The sequence below is a fragment of the Bacillus sp. R86525 genome (assembly GCF_042466195.1).
Classification (GTDB): domain Bacteria; phylum Bacillota; class Bacilli; order Bacillales; family Bacillaceae_G; genus Bacillus_A; species Bacillus_A nitratireducens.
In genome coordinates this window covers 4,763,926-4,782,705 of record NZ_JAXHPX010000007.1, presented here as the reverse complement: position 1 = coordinate 4,782,705, position 18,780 = coordinate 4,763,926, and the positions used below count along the sequence as shown (strand labels likewise).

Sequence of the window (18,780 nt, the reverse complement as noted above, 5' to 3'; positions counted from 1 at the left end):
CCTGAAAACGAGATGAAAAGCGTTTTCAAATGTAATAATTGAATTCTAAAAGAAAATAAAATAGTGATTAATCAGAAAATTTAGATTAAAATATTTATTCTGATATAGAGAAAATATATTTTATTTACTTTTATAATATAACATATTGGGAATAAAAATACAAAATGAAATAATGTGACATTTAAGTGAATTGAAAAATAACCAGCTCCATAGAAAGGGAGCTGGTTAGGGAAATATTATTTAACAAAGCGTTTTTCGATATCGTCTAGTAGTAGGTTAGCAGCCATTACACCGCCTGCTGTATTCCAAATAACGTCATCAACTTTGTATGCTTTACCATTTTTTACTGCATTTAAATTTTTAAATAGAGGATCATTGATATACTCTTTTTCTAATTCAGAACCTTTTTTCTCATTTCCTTTATCGAATGTGAAGTAGAATAATACGTCACCATCCATTGCAGAAATACGCTCTTTAGATACGTTACGCTCTGCAAAATCATCTTTGTTTTGATCACCAGGACGTTTAAATCCAAGTTCTTTTAAAATAACACCAGAGAATGTATCACCATGATAAATACGAACATCACCAGGCATAAAGCGTACCATAGAAATTTCTTGATTTACTGTATCGCCGAGTTTGCCTTTTAAATCTTTCATACGTGATTCGTAATCAGCTAAAACCTTTTGACCTTCTTTTTCTTTATTTAATGCTTTCGCATAAAATTTGAAGTTATCTTTCCATTCACCGCGTAATGTTTCTGAGAAAACAGTAGGTGCGATTGCTTTTAGTTGCTCATACACTTTTTCGTGACGCATTTTGTTACCGATAATTAAGTCTGGTTTTAAAGAAGCGATTGTTTCAACGTTAACTTGTCCTTCATCACCAACAACTTTTACATCTTTCATTTTGTCTTTAATATGTGGATACCACGGATCACCAGTCCAAGACTTTACAGCACCAACTGGTTTTACCCCTAACTCAAGTAAAGCTTCAGTTCCTTCATTTGTTAAAATAACTACACGTTTTGGATTAGCAGGAACTTCTGTTTTACCCATTGCATGTTCAACCGTAATCATTTCTTTTTTTGTATCTTCTTTTGTTTCCTCTTTAGTATTTGATTTTCCACAAGCACTTAAAAGTAATGAAAAGGCTAGTAAAAATACAAATGCTGTAAACGATTTCTTTCGCATAAATTTCATTATGTACCCCCTACATACTGAGAAGTTTTTTCAATAGCAAGCATGATAGTAATACTTAATGGTCCATTTGTCAATGAAAATAATTCTCATTTTCATTGACAATGAGAATTAAGTTGAAATACACTTACAACGTATCATTATACATTGAAGGGGAAACGCTGCATGTTATTAAAAACAAATCAAGCAAAATGGATTGGATTATTTGTTGGAATCATTGCAGTCGTTATTTGTATTTGGGGAAGTATTATTTTCGGATATACAAATACGAGCTGGAAATTAGCGGTAGATGCTTTTTTTCATTTTAATGGTTCCAATGAACATATTATTATTCAAAATGTGCGTCTACCAAGGGCATTAATTGCAGCTAGTGTTGGTGCTAGTTTAGCCATCGCAGGTTGTCTTATGCAAACTTTAACGAAGAACCCACTTGCTTCTCCAGATTTTATTGGATTAAATTCAGGCGCTGCGTTTTTCATAGTTGTAGCAATTGTTATTTTTTCCGTAACATCATTATCAGCTTTCACGTGGATTGCCTTTTTAGGGGCAGCGATTGCTGCTGTACTTGTATTTGCTTCTAGTTCTTTAGGAAAAGAAGGGACAACGCCACTTAAGTTAACGTTAGCAGGGGTCGCAATTAGTGCGTTATTTTCATCATTAACACAAGGATTACTTGTGTTAAATGAAAAAGCGCTTGAAGAGGTATTATTTTGGCTTGCCGGATCTGTGCAAGGAAGAAAGTTAGAAATTTTACAATCTGTATTCCCATATTTATTAATAGGCTGGATTGCATCTCTTATGATGGCAGGGAAAGTAAATACATTAATGATGGGGGAAGACGTCGCGAAAGGGCTTGGACAACGAACAATTTTAATGAAATCATTCGTACTACTCATTATTGTACTGTTGTCTGGTGGTTCAGTTGCGGTCGCTGGTCCAATTGGATTTATTGGTATTGTTACTCCGTATTTTGCCAGATTCCTTGTTGGAGTAGATCACAGGTGGAGAGTACCGTATAGCGGCTTGTTAGGTGCAATACTATTACTCTTAGCTGATATAGCAGCTAGATATGTCATTATGCCGCAAGAAGTACCAGTAGGGGTTATGACAGCATTTATCGGGGCCCCATTCTTTATTTATATTGCACGTAAGAGAGGGCTTAGCAAATGAAGAAGTATATTCCGTTTCGTATAGGAAAAGGTGGGCTCTCGTTTTTAATGTATAAACGAGCTGTTCTAGTCTTGTTTAGTTTACTAGTTGTTTTAATAGGATTATTCTTTGCGAGTGCAGGTATGGGAGATATGAAAATTGCTCCTTATGATGTATGGCAAGCGATTACGGGCAATGGCGATGCGATGTCAAATATGGTTGTAAATAAATTTCGTATGCCGCGTATTTTAATTGCCATCCTTGTAGGAATCGCACTTGCTGTAGCGGGGTGTATTTTACAAGGGCTCGTTCGAAATCCACTGGCTTCTCCTGATATCATCGGGATTACGGGCGGGGCAAGTGTTGCAGTTGTACTATTTTTAGCTATATTTAGTGATAAAAATAATGCGCTAACAGTAAGCATTCATTATATGCCATTAGCAGCTTTTGCTGGTGCAACGATTGTAGCGTTGTTTGTATATTTATTTGCATGGAGAAATGACGGGTTATCACCGATTAGTCTTGTTTTAATTGGTGTTGGATTCTGGGCATTAACGAAAGCGGCAACAACTTTATTTATGTTGTTAGCACCAATTTATCAAGCGAGTCAAGCAAATGTATGGATTACGGGTACTGTTTACGGCTCTTCGTGGCAAAACGTTATGATACTTGCGCCGTGGGTTCTTATTTTAACGGTAATATCATTTATAGCGGCTAGACATTTAAATGCTCAAGAGTTAGGGGATGATATTGCGGTAGGACTGGGTGTTCCTTTAACGAAGTCACGCGTATTCATGTTATTACTTAGTACAGCTTTAATTGGTGGCGCGGTTGCCTTTGCAGGAGGAATTGGATTTGTCGGTTTAATGGCACCTCATATTTCACGAAGACTAGTTGGTTCTTTATATGGTGCATTACTCCCAGTTGCAGCTATTGTCGGTGCAATTTTAGTACTTGCTGCAGATTTAATTGGGCGTACAGTTTTCGCGCCACTCGAAATTCCAGCAGGGGTATTTACATCAGCAATTGGTGCACCTTATTTTATTTATTTACTTTATAAAAGTCGGAATTCATAAAGGGAGATGAATATGCAAAAAGCATTGGAGACGAAACGCTTGACGCTGTCGTATGGTGAAACAATCATTATTGATGAGCTGAATTTAGAAATTCCAAAAGGGAAAATTACAATCTTCATCGGTTCTAACGGTTGTGGGAAATCAACTTTATTACGTTCATTGGCTAGGTTATTAAAGCCAGCATCCGGTGATATTTTATTAGATAGTCAAGCGATTCAAAGTATGCAAACGAAGCAAATTGCTCGCCAAATGGCAATTTTACCGCAAGGACCACAAGCCCCAGAAGGACTTACAGTATTGCAACTTGTAAAGCAAGGACGTTATCCATATCAAACATGGCTGAAGCAATGGTCCGAAAAAGATGAGGAAATGGTACAAAAAGCGCTTGCTGCAACGGGTATGACAGAATTTGCTGAGCGTGATGTTCATGCCCTTTCAGGTGGACAACGTCAACGTGCTTGGATTGCAATGACCCTTGCACAAGATACAGATATTATTTTGCTTGATGAGCCGACTACATATTTAGATATGACGCACCAAATTGAAGTGTTAGATTTATTATTCGAATTAAATGAAACAGAGCAAAGAACGATTGTTATGGTATTGCACGATTTAAATTTGGCATGTCGTTATGCAGACAACATTGTAGCTATTCAAGATAAACAAATATATGCGCAAGGTAAACCAGAAGAAGTTATTGACCAGAAGTTAGTTCGGGATGTATTCCGTATGGAGTGTCAAATAAGCACTGATCCGTTATTTGGGACACCGCTCTGTATCCCGCATGGAAGGGGAAGACGTGTACGTAAAGAGGCTGTTCAGGCGATGAGATAACGAAAAAAGACGATGAGGATTCATCGTCTTTTTTACCCCGCTATTTGTGGGCAGTAAGATCCCCATCTCAAAATTCAGCGAAAGCAAAGAAGCTGGTTGGGGGATCAACTGCAAGTAAAAGCCCGATTGGTGAGGGCTAATAATCAGTGGGGGATGAATATCCCCCACTGATTAAAGTTTCACTTTATTTTCGGCAAGAAAATAATAGAAAAAGGGGAATACGTAAACGTCGTTCATATTCTTCTTCATCCTGAAAACAGTTTCGATTTGGTGTAGCTTCTTTTAAGTTTGTAATCGTAAATCCGGCTTGTTGTAATAATGTAAAATATTCTTCCGTAGTCCGGTGATATTTAATAACTTCTTGATCAATCCATGGCTCAACTCGTTTTCCCGTTTTGAAATAATCATCGACGAGCCAACTAGTTCTTTTACCACTCGTTTGCAAGCTTTCGAATGAAGAAGTAATAACGGATGTTGAACGCTAAAGGTGAAGGTTCCGTTTGTTTTTAAGGTTTGAAACACATTTTGAAAAATGATATCAAGGTGTTCAATATAATGTAAGGCGAGTCTAGATGTTACTAAATCAAAAGTAGAAGGAGGGTATGTGTAGTCTTTGAGGTTTAAAAAATGAACGGTGCTATTTTTATTTTCTAGTTGTTTTTTAGCTTTTTCATACATAAGCTCGGAGCCTTCAATACCAGTGTAAGAGTGGCAGTCATTTTCTAATAATTCTTCACCAAATTTAGCGTCACCACAACCTAAATCGAGAACATTCTTTCCTTGTACATTACCAATGAGCTGAAAGAATGCCGGCCTTTCAATCGATTCATTCGGGCTATTTTCGCGGTATCTTCGTTTCATATATTGCCCAAAAAATGCTTCGTTATTATATACATCAGATTCTGTAAATGCCATGTTTAAAGCCTCCCTAAATATTTTTTTAATTCTATCAAATACGAAACGTAAATGATAGATTTCTTGTAATGAATCATATATAATCTAGAATTGTAAGCGGTTTCTTTAAACTATTTTTCTATAATAAATTCTGAAAACGTGTTAAGCTAGTAGAGGGATTATTAGAACTATTAAGATAATAATCCGCTTACATGAACGATGGGAGGCTTCACGATGTCTAGTAAAACACTTGCAAACTTTTTAGAAGAAAATTTAGAGGATTTAAAATCAAAGGGGCTTTATAACGTAATTGATCCGCTTGAAAGTCCAAATGGACCGATTATTACAATTGGCGGAAAAGAATATATTAACTTATCTTCAAACAACTATCTTGGATTAGCGACTGATAATCGCTTACAAGAAGCAGCAATTGGTGCAATTCATAAGTACGGCGTTGGAGCAGGAGCTGTTCGTACAATTAACGGTACTTTAGATTTGCATATCAAATTAGAAGAAACAATTGCAAAGTTTAAACATACAGAAGCAGCAATTGCTTACCAATCAGGATTTAACTGTAATATGGCAGCGATTTCAGCCGTTATGGATAAAAATGATGCGATTCTTTCAGATGAATTAAACCACGCATCTATTATTGATGGTAGTCGTCTATCAAGAGCGAAAATCATCGTTTATAAGCATTCTGATATGGAAGATTTACGTAAAAAAGCAATCGAGGCAAAAGAATCAGGTCTTTACAATAAATTAATGGTTATTACAGACGGTGTTTTCTCAATGGATGGGGATATTGCAAAATTACCAGAAATTGTTGAAATTGCAGAAGAACTGGATTTGATGACATACGTAGATGATGCACACGGTTCAGGTGTAATTGGCAAAGGTGCAGGTACTGTAAAACACTTTGGTCTGTCCGATAAAGTTGATTTCCAAATTGGTACATTATCAAAAGCAATTGGGGTAATTGGTGGATATGTAGCAGGGAAACAAAACTTAATTGACTGGTTAAAAGTTCGTTCACGTCCATTCTTATTCTCTACGGCATTAACACCAGCTGATGCGGCAGCTTGCATGAGATCAATTGAAATCTTAATGGAAAGCACAGAGTTACACGATCGTCTATGGGAAAATGGTCGCTATTTAAAACAAGGGTTAAAAGAACTTGGTTTTAACATTGGAGAAAGTGAAACGCCAATTACACCTTGTATTATTGGTGATGAAGTATTAACACAAGAATTTAGTAAACGTCTAAATGAAGAAGGCGTATACGCAAAATCTATCGTATTCCCAACTGTAGCAAAAGGAATGGGGCGCGTTCGTAATATGCCTACAGCAGCTCATACGAAAGAAATGTTAGATGAAGCAATTCGTAAGTATGAAAAAGTAGGGAAAGAAATGGGTATCATTTAATTAACGACATCTTTTGAATAGCTTGCAAATGAGGAGTGGGGAAAATGAAAAAAATTCTAGTAACCGGTTCTTTAGGGCAAATTGGTTCTGAACTAGTAATGAAACTTCGTGATGTATACGGTGCATCAAATGTTATTGCAACAGATATTCGTGAAACAGATAGTGAAGTAGTAACGTCTGGTCCATTTGAAACGTTAGATGTAACAGATGGACAAAAACTACATGATATCGCAAAGCGTAATGAAGTAGATACGATTATTCATTTAGCAGCTTTACTTTCAGCAACAGCAGAAAAAAATCCATTATTTGCTTGGAATTTAAATATGGGCGGACTTGTAAATGCATTAGAAGCAGCACGTGAATTAAACTGTAAGTTTTTCACGCCAAGTTCTATCGGTGCATTTGGTCCATCAACGCCAAAAGATAATACACCACAAGATACAATCCAGCGTCCTACTACGATGTATGGGGTAAACAAAGTAGCAGGAGAATTACTATGTGATTATTATCATCAAAAGTTTGGCGTTGATACGCGCGGTGTACGTTTCCCAGGCTTAATTTCTTACGTAGCTCCTCCAGGAGGCGGGACAACTGACTATGCAGTTGAAATTTATTATGAGGCGATTAAAAAAGGCACATACACCTCATACATTGCAGAAGGAACATACATGGATATGATGTATATGCCAGATGCTTTACAAGCGATCATTTCATTAATGGAAGCTGATCCAAGTAAACTTGTGCATAGAAATGCGTTCAACATTACAGCAATGAGCTTCGAGCCAGAGCAAATCGCGGCATCAATTCGTAAACACATTCCGACGTTTACAATGGATTACGCAGTAGACCCAGCTCGTCAAACAATCGCTGATAGCTGGCCAAACTCGATTGACGCAACTGCAGCAATGACAGAGTGGGGCTTTAAAGCAGAATACGACTTAGACAAAATGACAACGGATATGTTGGCTAAGTTAAAAAAAAAGCTCACAGCTGAGTTAGTGATGAATTAATAGGAAGGGTCGATTCTTAGGAATCGGCCCTTTTATTTGTATTTTAATAATATACAAATAATTACAAGTATGACAGAATGAGTTAATTTGTGCATAAAGGGGAGAGATACAATGGAGAAATGGGAGTTAGCAAAGGAAATTTATAATACGTCACGTTTAACGGGAACATTTAAGCTTCGATCAGGACAAGTATCAAATCAATACTTTGATAAGTACTTATTTGAATCTAATCCAGTACTGTTATTAGAAATTGCTAAACAATTGAAAGAGCTCATTCCTCCTGAGACAGAAGTACTCGCGGGTTTAGAGATGGGAGGAATTCCAGTAGCGACAGCATTATCTTTACAAACAGGTATACCTGTTGTATTTGTAAGAAAAGAAGCGAAAAAGTACGGTACATGTAAGTTGGCAGAGGGTGTTGATATTACTGGGAAGAATGTTTGTGTGGTTGAAGATGTTATTACGACAGGCGGTCAAATTTTATTAAGCACGAAAGATTTAAGAGAACTGGGTGCGAAAGTACATCATGTCCTAGGCGTCATTGAACGAACAAAAGAGGGAAGAGATAACTTATTAGAAGATGGCTTACAGTTACATTCTTTATTTACAATGGATGAGTTAATTGAAGGAGAAAAGCAACATGCAAAGAGTTGATGTTGTATATGCACTGATACATAATGAAGAAACAGATAAAATATTAATGGTACATAATGTAGAACAAAATGTCTGGCCATTGCCAGGCGGGGCTGTGGAAAAAGATGAAATATTAGAGGAAGCACTAATAAGAGAAGTAAAAGAAGAGACAGGTTTAACTGTTGTGGCAGGTGGACTTGTTGCGATCAATGAAAAATTCTTTGAAGAATCAGGGAATCATGCGCTATTTTTTACATTCCGAGCAAATGTAGTAACAGGTGAACTTCGTGCAGAAGATGAAGGAGAAATTTCCGCAATCGAGTGGGTAGATAGAAAAATCGCGAATGAGCGATTCCCATACTATGATGGAGGGTTCGAATTATTATTAGAAGTTTCCATTCCATACAAGTTTCAACCAGAAACAAAGTGAGTGAACGAAGAAACAGGAGCCACAAGGCTCCTGTTTTTCTATTCAATCGTCTTCAGTAATAACTTTTTCAATAGTGGTTTAATCTTCAGACGTAAATCTTCAGCGTGATTTGCAACTAAGAAGTGATGGTTATAAATGTTCTTCATTAATTGATAAGTTGCTTCTTTCGCCTCGCCTTCTTCGATGAAGATTCCGATTACTTCCATACCACTTTTACGAGCAAGTTTGACAGCTTCATGCGTATCTAAAATACCGTCTTGTTGATAGTCTAGCGCAGAAGGCTCACCGTCTGTAAAGACAAGTAAGAATTTATGCTTTTCTGGTCTTTTTGCAAGTTTTTCAGAAACGATACGAATAATATATCCGTCGCGGTTATCTTCTTCTTCGCGAAGTTGCATAATTTCTGGACCGACGTTTGGTAACGTTGAGTTTTTATACGTTACAACTTCATGGATAACGTTTGGCTTATCTTCAGGCTTAGCACTAGAAGCATCTTCCCAAAATCCGCTAATAGCGTGCGGGATTTTTAAAGATTTCAATGCTTCATGGAATAGTACAACACTCTTTTTCGTTTCTTCCATTTTGTTATACATAGAACCAGAGCAGTCCACTAGTAATTGGAATGCAACGTCAAGTTCTTGTGATTCCTGTCCTTTTTTATAAAACATGCGCGGCTGCTTTTCAGTATAAATACGAAGGAATTTCTTACGAAGTCTTCCGTAATATTTATCACTATTTGCATTCGTTTTATTTTCAATCGTTTTTTCGATAATTTTCTTTAATTCTTTTACATCTTTATTAACGACTGATTTGATAGCTTGGTAATCCTTTTTTTCATCAGGATTTGATTTGCGAGCTTCTTTAAATATATGAGAAGCACCAACGTTATACTTACCGTATGCACCCTCGTTTTGGCTAGAAGCGTGTGAAGCTCTTGCTTCTTCTGTATCGGCGCCATCAAAGTTGGATTGTGTACTTTTTTGAGAAGTACCTTGTACAGAACCAAGTGCTTGGTCGCCATCTTCTGATTCACGAGCAGTATCGCCCATCATGTTTGTTTTTGTTCCGCTTTCTAATTCAAAGCGTAAAAAGTTCTCGTTTTCGTTATTTTTATTTTCACGATGCCATGTGGAGAAACTTTCATCCATTTTGTTTTTATTTTCATCGTCATCTATGAGCTGCGTATCATCATTTGCTAAATCTTCGACACGACAGTTCTTTTCGTCTGCAATGACAGATAAATAAAGCGGAGCATGTCCGAAATAATTATTAAGCATGTCACTTTCAAGCAGTCCTTCTAAACGATAGCGAATTTTTTCAACGATATACATAATGTCTTCTGTATTACGAGCTTGGAATGTTTCATGCAAAATTGATTCAATTTGCTCAAAATATTCATTATTAAACATTTCATATTTATCGCTCGTTAATGAAAGATAGCAGAGACAAAATAGACGATCACCGTGATAGTTACGAACACGATTGATTTCATTTTGCGAACCAAAGTAATTGCGATACATTTCTTTTCTTCTTTTAAAAACATGCTTTGTGCCAGGGCGTAAGTTTTTTACGATTTCCTCAACACGTAAATCTTCTAATAGAACAAATAATTGTGTTAAAAACTTTTTTAAAGGTGATTCTTGTAATTCAATCGCATAAGAACGAATTAAAGTCATGTCCGAGTAATGTTTATTACCAAGTGCTTTTAAAAACACTTCGCTTTTTAATCCGATTACTGTATCCTCTTCTTTTCGATCATCCCAAAAGTGACTAATGACAACCTTTTTTTCAATTTCGTCGTAGTATGCTTTATAGCCATACTCAAGGTAGGCATCGTCTTCTTTTAAAAGAGCATACATTAAGTTTTCCATTTGTAGAAACAGCGACGCATCAATTTTTTTGTCACTAAAAATTTGTCTCATGAATTATCCCTCAAAGAAATAACTTTCTGCTAATTCACGGACAGTCATTTGTTCTGTTTCATCGTTTAATTTTGCGATAATACTACGTTCAATTGCACGCATAACAGGAATATATACACCTAAATCACATGCGTCGATAATGCCACGAATACTTGCTGCTTCTTCACTTACACGTCCATCACGAGCTAAAGGCATAAGGTCGCTTGCAAATGCAACGAACTTTTCAATTGTTGCAACATCATTTAATTTTGATTCAGATAGTAATAGTTCTTTTAATGTGTCACCTTGAATGTATGGAACTTCAATAATAACGAAACGGTTTTTTAATGCTTCGTTTAGTTCACTTGTTCCAACGTAACCTTCGTTAATCGCTGCAATTACGCGATATTCGCCATCACCGTATACAACCTCTTGTGTAAATGGGTTTGTAATCATTTTACGGTAATCTAATGCGCCGTGAAGAAGTGGTAACGTTTCAGGTTTTGCCATATTGATTTCATCAATATATAGGAAATGACCGTTCTTCATTGCTTTCATAAGAGGACCGTTAACGAAAGTAACTTCAGATGCTCCGTCTTTCGTTTGTAATGTGTTGTATCCTAAAATACCTTCCACATCTAAATCGACAGAACAGTTAATGCTATGCATTGGTTTTTGGAATAAAGAAGAAAGAGTTTCCGCTAGTACCGTTTTACCACTACCAGTCGGTCCTTTTAATAGAATATTTTTGCCAAGAAGAAGTGCCGTAATAGCATCTTCGATAATGCTGTTATCAGATGCTTTATATATTTTAGTACCGATTAAATGAGCATTTTCACCAGCCTCTTGTTTATTTTTTTCATGAATTGTAGAAAGCTGCTGTTTTAAATCAGAATGTATATGAAATTGTTCTAACATGTATTTCCCACCTAACATTATTTTCATAAAGTAATACATCTTATGATAACTTGTTTTAATATGGTATGCAAAGAAAAGGAGAGGGGAGAAATATAAAAGAAAAAGCAATCAATATCACGTTGATTGCTTATAGTAAAGGAGAAATGAGTCGCATAAAGGACTCTAATATTCTTTTTTTGATACTTCTTTTTTGGAACGAGTTCCATTTAATTTCAGTGGATTGTTTAAAGTCTTCTTCAAAATCGCGTTTAATATCATGAACGGTTTCTGATTCATATAGTACGCTAATAATTTCATAATTCAATTCAAAGCTACGTACATCCATATTTGCTGTTCCGATTGTTGCAATTTTATCGTCAACGAGTACAATCTTTGCGTGCATAAATCCATCTTTATAACTGTAAATAGAAGCACCAGCTTTTAAAAGTGGAGTGAAATAGGATTGAGATGCTTGATCGCTAATAATACTATCACTCTTACCAGGATATAAAATGCGTACATCTATGCCAGATATTGCACTTAAGCGTAATAATGTTAAAGTTTCTTGATCTGGAATAAAGTATGGTGTAGCGATCCAAATAGATTTTTTGGCTGAGCTCATAACAGCTAGTAATGTATTACGAATACTTTTATCATCTGAGCTTGGTCCACTTGCTACAATTTGCACCGCACCTTCTGCATCCGGAATTTCTTTTCCTGGGAAGTATTGTCTATTCATAAATTGATCCCAAGAATAAGTATTCAATCCACTAGACGCATAAAGCCAATCTTCTAGAAAGATGGCTTGTAATTTATACAATGCTTTTCCTTCTATTTTTAAATGACTATCACGCCAAACAGGGAATTTTTTTGAGCGACCAAGATACTCATCACCGACGTTGAGTCCCCCGGTAAAACCAATTTCTCCATCTACAATAACGATTTTTCGATGGTTACGATAATTGACCGTTTCAAGTAACCAAGCTGAAAAAATAGGGTCAAATTCTACAATTTCAATTCCAGCTTCTTTCATAGGCTGTAAAAAGCGTCTTCTTAACGTATTACTTCCGAGTCCATCATAAAGGAAGCGTACAATAACACCATCTTTTGCTTTTTGTATTAAAGCATCTCGTACTTTTGTACCAATCTCATCAGATTTATAAATATAGTATTGAATATGTATGTGATGTTTTGCATTCTCGATTGCGTTCAAAATTTCTGAAAAGGTTTGATCACCGTTTGTTAAAAGTTTTGTTGTCGTTCTATCTGCGGCAGGCCGCCTCCGAATTTTTGTACGACTTCTGTTAAATGTATAGAACGTTCATGTAATGGGACTGTGAGTGATAATTCTAGTCGTCTTCCTTCTAATATTTCGCGGAATAATTTTCTTTGTTCTTCTGAACGATGAAGATGCTTTTTTCTTCTCCAACGGCTACGCCCGAAAATAGAGTATAAAAGTACACCTACAAAAGGAAGAAGTGCTAATACTAAAAACCACGCTAAAGTACTTTGGGGAGATCTATTTTCTATAAAAATAACGAATGAAATTCCTACGATTGTGATGGACCATAGAGCACCGACAAACGTATATAACGAAATAACCGATGTATTTAATAGGAAAAGAACGATGGATACGATTGTAAATATTAATAATAATTGAACGATAGGTTTCTTCATTTCTATATAATTCCTCTAATCTTTCTTAAATATAGACTTCTTAAATAGAAGATATAATCTGACATCCTTATTATAAAGTGTTTTGTTTTTTTTACAAAATATAGACATTTGTCCTATACTTTCCGCATTTGTCCTACATACAGTATATTGTTACGTTGTTATCCCGCTATTTGCTGGCTGATGATCAGTGTAGGAGGGACAAAAACCTTGCCCCTTATATAGGAAAGTGGATGAGGTTTCTTTCCTGGATTTGTAGCAGGTGCATTATGAAGCCCAGGATATGGTTATCCATATTACGCGGATTCTTCTTATTAAGGTGAGAAAATGAAAAGGAGAGGGAGATAATGAATTATATAGAAAATAACGGATTGTATTATCGTTATAATCATGGAGGGCACCATCATAATGGCGGACATAATCACCATGGTGGACACAATCATTATGATCATCATCATCATCACGGTGGTGGATGGGGCTGGGGTGGTGGCTCGTGGGGCGGAGGATTTTTCCCAGGGAGTTTTGCTGGAGGCATGTTAGGTGGGCTTACAGCTGGCGCATTAACGGGTGCAGCAGGTGGAGGCTACTATCCAGCGCCGTACCCAGTAACATATCCAGCACCATATCCAATGCCATACCCGGGTTATCAGCAAATACCATATCAGTATTAAACTAAAAAAGAGGATATCCTCTTTTTTAGTTTAATACTATATTTATAAAATACTTCCAAATTTAAGGTGAAAATATGTTAATATTTTGTTATTGTAATTCAGTATATTAAATGCAAATTTTGATTTTATCCCGCTATTTGTAGGCAGTAAAACTCCCGCCTCAAAATTCAGCTGGAACAAAGAAGTTAGGTGGAAGCCCTGCTTCCCGTAAACGCCCGATTGGCGAAGGCTAATAATCGGTGGATGATGAACAAAACCCCCACTGATTAAAGTTTCACTTTATATTATCATTCCCGAATAGTTGCATTTTGTATTTTAATCTCTATTTCATTATGTATCGGCAGTTGGATTTACATCTTAACATTTCATAAAATAAAAGAGATTAGGTGTGAGGCCACATTAATAGGGAGTAGAGGCTAATATTGATGGAATTGTCACTTTAAAAATTAAAAGAATGTAAGAGAATACGGTATAATAAGTTTAGATAAACAGAGAGATGAGAAGCTTCTACTATCATTAAAATAGCACCATATTGCTTTTTTTTATAAATAATATTATGTTATTTTAATCGGCCTATTTAGAAAAAATTTGTGATTTATGTAAAGGTATATTGTTAGAAAATGAAATATCTCTATTTCTATGAAGAGAAACGAGTTGTGTTTTAGTCAGATAGGAAGCAAGGAGAGGTGCGCATGCTAGAACAAAGAGGTCATGCATTATATGACTCTTCATTGCAAGATTTGAAATTAGCATTAGATGAGTCTTCAATTGTTGCTATTACAGACCGAAATGGTCGTATTACATATGTGAATGATAAATTTTGTGAAATCTCAAAATATAAAAGAGAAGAGTTAATAGGAAAAGATCACCGTATTTTAAATTCTGGATATCATCCGAAAACATTTTTTCAAATTTTATGGAAGCGTATTTTGAGTGGGAAAGTTTGGACGGGAGAAATTCGAAATCAAGCAAAAGATGGTACGTATTATTGGGTTAAAACAACAATTGTTCCATTTTTAAATGAAAAGGGAGAACCCTATCAATTTATTGCAATTCGAAATGATATAAGCAGTAGGAAAGAAGCAGAACAAAGATTACGATTAAGCGAAAGTCGTTATAGGGAACTTGCTTATCACGATGCGTTAACAAGTTTACCAAACCGTTTACAGTTAATTACGACTGTAAATAAGATGATTGCAGAGAAAATAGAGTTTGGCATGATTTACTTTGATTTAGATCGTTTTAAATTAGTGAATGATACGTTAGGTCATATGATAGGAGATTTACTTTTAAGCGAAGTTGCTTCACGGTTGCATTATGTGCTAGGAGAGAAAGATGTTCTGGCTAGGCTGGGTGGCGACGAATTTGTGCTGTTAACAAAAACTCATACACATGATGAGATGAGGCAGTTAGCGACATCTGTGTTGTCATGCTTTCAAGCACCATTTATGCTTGAAGGTCATGAAGTATATATTTCAGCTAGTCTAGGACTTTGTTCCTATCCACAAGATGGAAAAGACGTTGAAACGTTATTAAAAAATTCGGATTTAGCCATGTATAGTGCGAAAGAGCAAGGAAGAAATGCGGCGTGCTTCTTTACAGATGAATTACGTGCGAAAATAAACCGTAGAATGAAAATAGAATTTGCTTTGCAAAAGGCAATTCGTGACGAAGAATTAAAAGTGGCATTACAGCCTATTATTGATTTGAAAACAAAGAAATGTACTGGTATTGAAGCTTTAGTACGTTGTAATACAGAAGAAGGACCTATTTCACCAAGTGAATTTATACCTGTAGCTGAAGAGTGTGGACTTATTATAAAACTAGGAGACTGGGTACTAGAAAAGTCATGTCGACTGTTTAAAACTTTACCAGAGTATCAAGAGGGACTGAAGTTATCTGTTAATTTATCAATACAACAATTGATGCAAAAGCGATTTATTTTATCTGTTCGTAGTATATTGAAGCGAACAGGATTTTCACCAAATCGTTTAATATTAGAAATAACAGAAAGTATAGCTGTACGTCATTTTGATTATATTATTGCTACATTGCAAGAATTAAGAAGTATGGGGATTTTAATCGCTTTAGACGATTTCGGAACAGGGTATTCCTCATTATATTATTTAAAAAAACTCCCACTTGATATTGTGAAAATTGATCGTAATTTTATTCGTGAGTTTCATTATGATCACGCACAACCTGAGCGAACGATTGTAAAATCGGTTATTGAGATTGCCCATAGTTTAAATTTATTAGTAGTTGCTGAAGGGGTAGAAACGGTAGAACAAGAAAGTTTATTACAATCTATGGGCTGTGATTACGTACAAGGATTTTATTATGCGAAACCTTTATCTGTAGGAGAGTTAAAAGAAAAGTTAATTACAGATTTTTAATAAAAAGAGAAGCCGGTAGCTTCTCTTTTTTTAATTCATTTTTTGTGAGTCTTTCATTAGTACTGGATAAAGAATAAGGCCTAATACAAACAATCCGATTCCTAAGAAGAACGTTTTTAAATCAGCAGTTCCTGTTTTGATAACCCAAATAGAGTATACAAATGCTAACGTAGTAATGATCCCATCCTTTACTCGAGAGCCAGGCATTATATCGTACGTTTCTCCTGTAATAACCAATTTGAATTGGTACAGCGTAGAAACAAGGTATGGAATTAAATAAGCTAATGTTGCTACAATGATAGCGAAATTATACGCTTCTGACACAGTACCAGAAATCGTTGAGAATAAGAAAATTTGCGTCATCACATTTGTAATAAATAATGATTTTGAAGGACTCCCTTTTTTATTTGTTTTAGCAAAAAACTTAGGGAAAAGTCCATTCTTTGCTGCCTGGTAAGGTACTTCTGAACTAACAACGATCCAGCCTACAGTAGAGCCGAATAAAGATACAAGTGCAAGTAAGGCCATTATATAAGCGCCTTTACTACCAATTGCTAAATTTAATGCGTCTACTAATGGTTTTTGAGACTCTTTTAAAACATCTTGTGGAAGAGCTCCCATTGTAAGTAAAGTAATTGACATGTAAATAAGAAGAGCAATAATTAATCCAAAAATCGTTGCTTTTTTAACATCGCGCTGAGATTTTGCACGGTTAGAAAGCATAACAGCAGATTCAATACCGATGAACGCCCAAAGTGTTGCAATAGCCGCTGAATTTATTTGTCCGCCTAATGAAATGGCTTGTCCAGATTCATTCATAAATGTTTGACCGTCTCCGAAATTAGAGGCATTGAAAATGAATAATGTGATTACAATAAACATTGTAAATCCGATGATTTTTGCAATGGTAGCAAGAAGATTCATATTACCAGCGCGATCAATATTTTGAGAAAGAATATATTGAATTCCCCATAACATAAGGCTACATACGAGGAAAGTTAACCCTTTTCCGAGTTCTAGTGAAAATCCGTTTGTTGAAAAGAGAATTTGCTTACTTTGTAAAACTGGAAAGAATGTTGATAAATATCCAGCAAAGGAAATAATAACAGATGCTGTAGCAGCCCAGTTAGCAGCCCAATATCCCCAAGCCATACTATACCCTGCAACTTTACCTGCCTTTTTGGATGTAAACATTGCTTGGGCATAACTTTGTGGTCCGGCTTTTAATTCTGGTTTTCGAATTGCTAAATTTCCAAATACGAGTGCAATCATAAATACACCAAGACCTGTAATACTCCATGCAAGTGTAGAACCCATTGGACCTGATACATGTGCTAAGTTTGCTGGGAGCATAAATACGCCACCGCCAACCATATTCCCGATAACAAAAGCTGTTAAAACCCATAATCCCCATTTTTTCGTTCCCATTTTTGTTAACTCCTTTGTAGTAAGTTTTGCTTAAACATCATTTTTTACTAGCTTTTTGGCAATAAAAAAAGAGCCATGTAGATAAAAAATACCTACATGGCTCTTCGCCTAACGTAGGTACAACGGGAATAACCCTTGTACCTACGCGTAATTTTTCCGCTAGGTTTCAAGGGTTAAGTATGATGATGATGTTTTTGTGCAAATGCAACTACAATTGTTGTATAAGTAAGCATAGTTCTTTGCTCCCTTTCTCCTCTGATTTTGAAGTTAGTATACTACATGTTTTTTTGAATGAAAAGAAAAATATAAATTTTTTTATAAAAATACGTATCATTGATTAAATATTTACCTATATTTTTCTTGTACTGGAAAATAAGTGAGAGATTGGCAGAAGAGTGTAGCGTGGTATAATACATATAGAATTAGAAGGTGACAAGGGGCTAGTGTAGATGATGAGTAAGTATGAACAAATTTATACAGAAATCAGTAAGTCTATTGATAATAAACAATTAAAAGAGGGATGCAAAATCCCATCAGAAACTGAATTAATGAGGCAGTATGAAGCAAGCCGAGGCACTGTAAGAAAAGCGGTAGATTTATTGCAAGAGCGTGGATATGTTCAAAAAATACATGGAAAAGGTGTTTTTGTTTTAAAGCGAAAAAACATTGAGTTTAATTTTGGCGGCATAGTAAGTTTTCAAGAAGAAAATGAGCGTTTAGGACGTCATTGTATTACAGAAGTCGTGGATATGGAGAAAGTAAAAGCGACAATAGAGGTAGCAAAGTTATTGAACGTGAAAGAAAAAACGGAAATAGATCATATTAAGCGTGTACGAAATATTGATGGAGAAAAAGTAATTTTAGATATAAACTATTTTGTATCGGAATATATTCCAGGATTAACGAGAGAAATTGCAACTGCATCGATTTATAAATACATTGAGAAAGAATTAGGGCTACATATTAGCTATTCACAGAGGGTAATTGAAGTACAACCATGTACAGATGATGACCGAAAGTATTTAGACTTAAATGGAACAGACTATGTTGTCGTTGTAAAAAACTTTACTCATTTATACGATGGGAGTCAGTTCGAATATACAGAATCACGTCACCGTTTAGATATTTTTCACTTTTCGGATGTGGCGCGGAGAAAATAAGGA

At 35.7% G+C, this 18,780-nt stretch carries 14 protein-coding genes and 2 pseudogenes; 10 read left to right on the top strand and 6 right to left on the bottom strand.

The window, feature by feature from the left end:
- Positions 1-236 precede the first annotated feature (236 nt).
- Entirely contained in the window at positions 237-1,202 is a 966-nt protein-coding gene (locus SJY24_RS27340; protein ID WP_377866886.1) for an ABC transporter substrate-binding protein, read from the bottom strand.
- Between the two features lie 162 nt (positions 1,203-1,364).
- Here SJY24_RS27340 and SJY24_RS27335 point away from each other — a divergent pair, with 162 nt between their 5' ends.
- From SJY24_RS27335 to SJY24_RS27325, 3 genes are read left to right on the top strand one after another with little or no spacing between them, the layout of a single operon-like run.
- A complete protein-coding gene (locus SJY24_RS27335; RefSeq protein WP_377866885.1) occupies positions 1,365-2,369 on the top strand; it encodes a FecCD family ABC transporter permease in 1,005 nt (334 codons plus the stop codon).
- Positions 2,366-3,424 (top strand): FecCD family ABC transporter permease, encoded by a 1,059-nt coding sequence (locus tag SJY24_RS27330; RefSeq protein WP_377866884.1) that lies wholly within the window; start codon positions 2,366-2,368, stop codon positions 3,422-3,424. Before SJY24_RS27335 ends, SJY24_RS27330 begins: the two co-directional genes overlap by 4 nt.
- A gap of 12 nt (positions 3,425-3,436) precedes the next feature.
- On the top strand, positions 3,437-4,258 hold the full coding sequence (locus SJY24_RS27325; RefSeq protein ID WP_377866883.1) for an ABC transporter ATP-binding protein: 822 nt from the start codon (positions 3,437-3,439) through the stop codon (positions 4,256-4,258).
- 184 nt (positions 4,259-4,442) lie between these two features.
- On the opposite strand, the pseudogene SJY24_RS27320 reads toward SJY24_RS27325, so the two are convergent.
- A pseudogene (locus SJY24_RS27320) lies at positions 4,443-5,173 on the bottom strand (class I SAM-dependent methyltransferase).
- Positions 5,174-5,386: 213 nt separating this feature from the next.
- Between SJY24_RS27320 and SJY24_RS27315 the strand changes: the two are divergent.
- The 4 genes from SJY24_RS27315 (at position 5,387) to SJY24_RS27300 (ending at position 8,650) form a co-directional block, all read left to right on the top strand.
- Positions 5,387-6,577, top strand: a complete 1,191-nt coding sequence (locus SJY24_RS27315; RefSeq protein ID WP_377866882.1) for a glycine C-acetyltransferase — start codon at positions 5,387-5,389, stop codon at positions 6,575-6,577.
- Between the two features lie 44 nt (positions 6,578-6,621).
- Entirely contained in the window at positions 6,622-7,587 is a 966-nt protein-coding gene (locus SJY24_RS27310; RefSeq protein WP_377866881.1) for an L-threonine 3-dehydrogenase, read from the top strand.
- A gap of 111 nt (positions 7,588-7,698) precedes the next feature.
- The gene (gene pyrE / locus SJY24_RS27305) at positions 7,699-8,241 is read left to right on the top strand and encodes an orotate phosphoribosyltransferase (RefSeq protein ID WP_377866880.1); all 543 of its coding nucleotides are present in this window, start codon (positions 7,699-7,701) and stop codon (positions 8,239-8,241) included.
- Positions 8,228-8,650, top strand: a complete 423-nt coding sequence (locus SJY24_RS27300) for an NUDIX hydrolase (RefSeq protein ID WP_377866879.1) — start codon at positions 8,228-8,230, stop codon at positions 8,648-8,650. The genes pyrE and SJY24_RS27300 overlap by 14 nt, the downstream gene beginning before the upstream one ends.
- 38 nt (positions 8,651-8,688) lie before the next feature.
- Here the strand turns inward: SJY24_RS27300 and SJY24_RS27295 are convergent, their stop codons facing one another.
- From SJY24_RS27295 to SJY24_RS27285, 3 genes and pseudogenes are all read right to left on the bottom strand, one after another.
- The gene (locus SJY24_RS27295; protein WP_377866878.1) at positions 8,689-10,572 is read right to left on the bottom strand and encodes a vWA domain-containing protein; all 1,884 of its coding nucleotides are present in this window, start codon (positions 10,570-10,572) and stop codon (positions 8,689-8,691) included.
- A gap of 3 nt (positions 10,573-10,575) precedes the next feature.
- The gene (locus SJY24_RS27290) at positions 10,576-11,469 is read right to left on the bottom strand and encodes an ATP-binding protein (RefSeq protein WP_098766438.1); all 894 of its coding nucleotides are present in this window, start codon (positions 11,467-11,469) and stop codon (positions 10,576-10,578) included.
- A 127-nt stretch (positions 11,470-11,596) separates the two neighbouring features.
- Positions 11,597-13,125, bottom strand: a pseudogene (locus tag SJY24_RS27285) (cardiolipin synthase).
- Between the two features lie 344 nt (positions 13,126-13,469).
- Here SJY24_RS27285 and SJY24_RS27280 point away from each other — a divergent pair.
- Both SJY24_RS27280 and SJY24_RS27275 read left to right on the top strand, forming a co-directional pair.
- Positions 13,470-13,793 (top strand): cobalt transporter, encoded by a 324-nt coding sequence (locus tag SJY24_RS27280; protein WP_377866877.1) that lies wholly within the window; start codon positions 13,470-13,472, stop codon positions 13,791-13,793.
- A 692-nt stretch (positions 13,794-14,485) separates the two neighbouring features.
- Positions 14,486-16,189 carry a putative bifunctional diguanylate cyclase/phosphodiesterase gene (locus tag SJY24_RS27275; protein ID WP_377866876.1) on the top strand — a complete coding sequence of 568 codons (1,704 nt, stop codon included), beginning with the start codon at positions 14,486-14,488 and terminating at the stop codon, positions 16,187-16,189.
- A gap of 30 nt (positions 16,190-16,219) precedes the next feature.
- On the opposite strand, the gene SJY24_RS27270 is transcribed toward SJY24_RS27275, so the two are convergent.
- Positions 16,220-17,617, bottom strand: a complete 1,398-nt coding sequence (locus SJY24_RS27270) for an amino acid permease (protein ID WP_377866875.1) — start codon at positions 17,615-17,617, stop codon at positions 16,220-16,222.
- Positions 17,618-18,066: 449 nt separating this feature from the next.
- On the opposite strand from SJY24_RS27270, the gene treR reads away from it, so the two are divergent.
- Entirely contained in the window at positions 18,067-18,777 is a 711-nt protein-coding gene (gene treR, locus SJY24_RS27265; RefSeq protein ID WP_377866874.1) for a trehalose operon repressor, read from the top strand.
- Positions 18,778-18,780 lie beyond the last annotated feature (3 nt).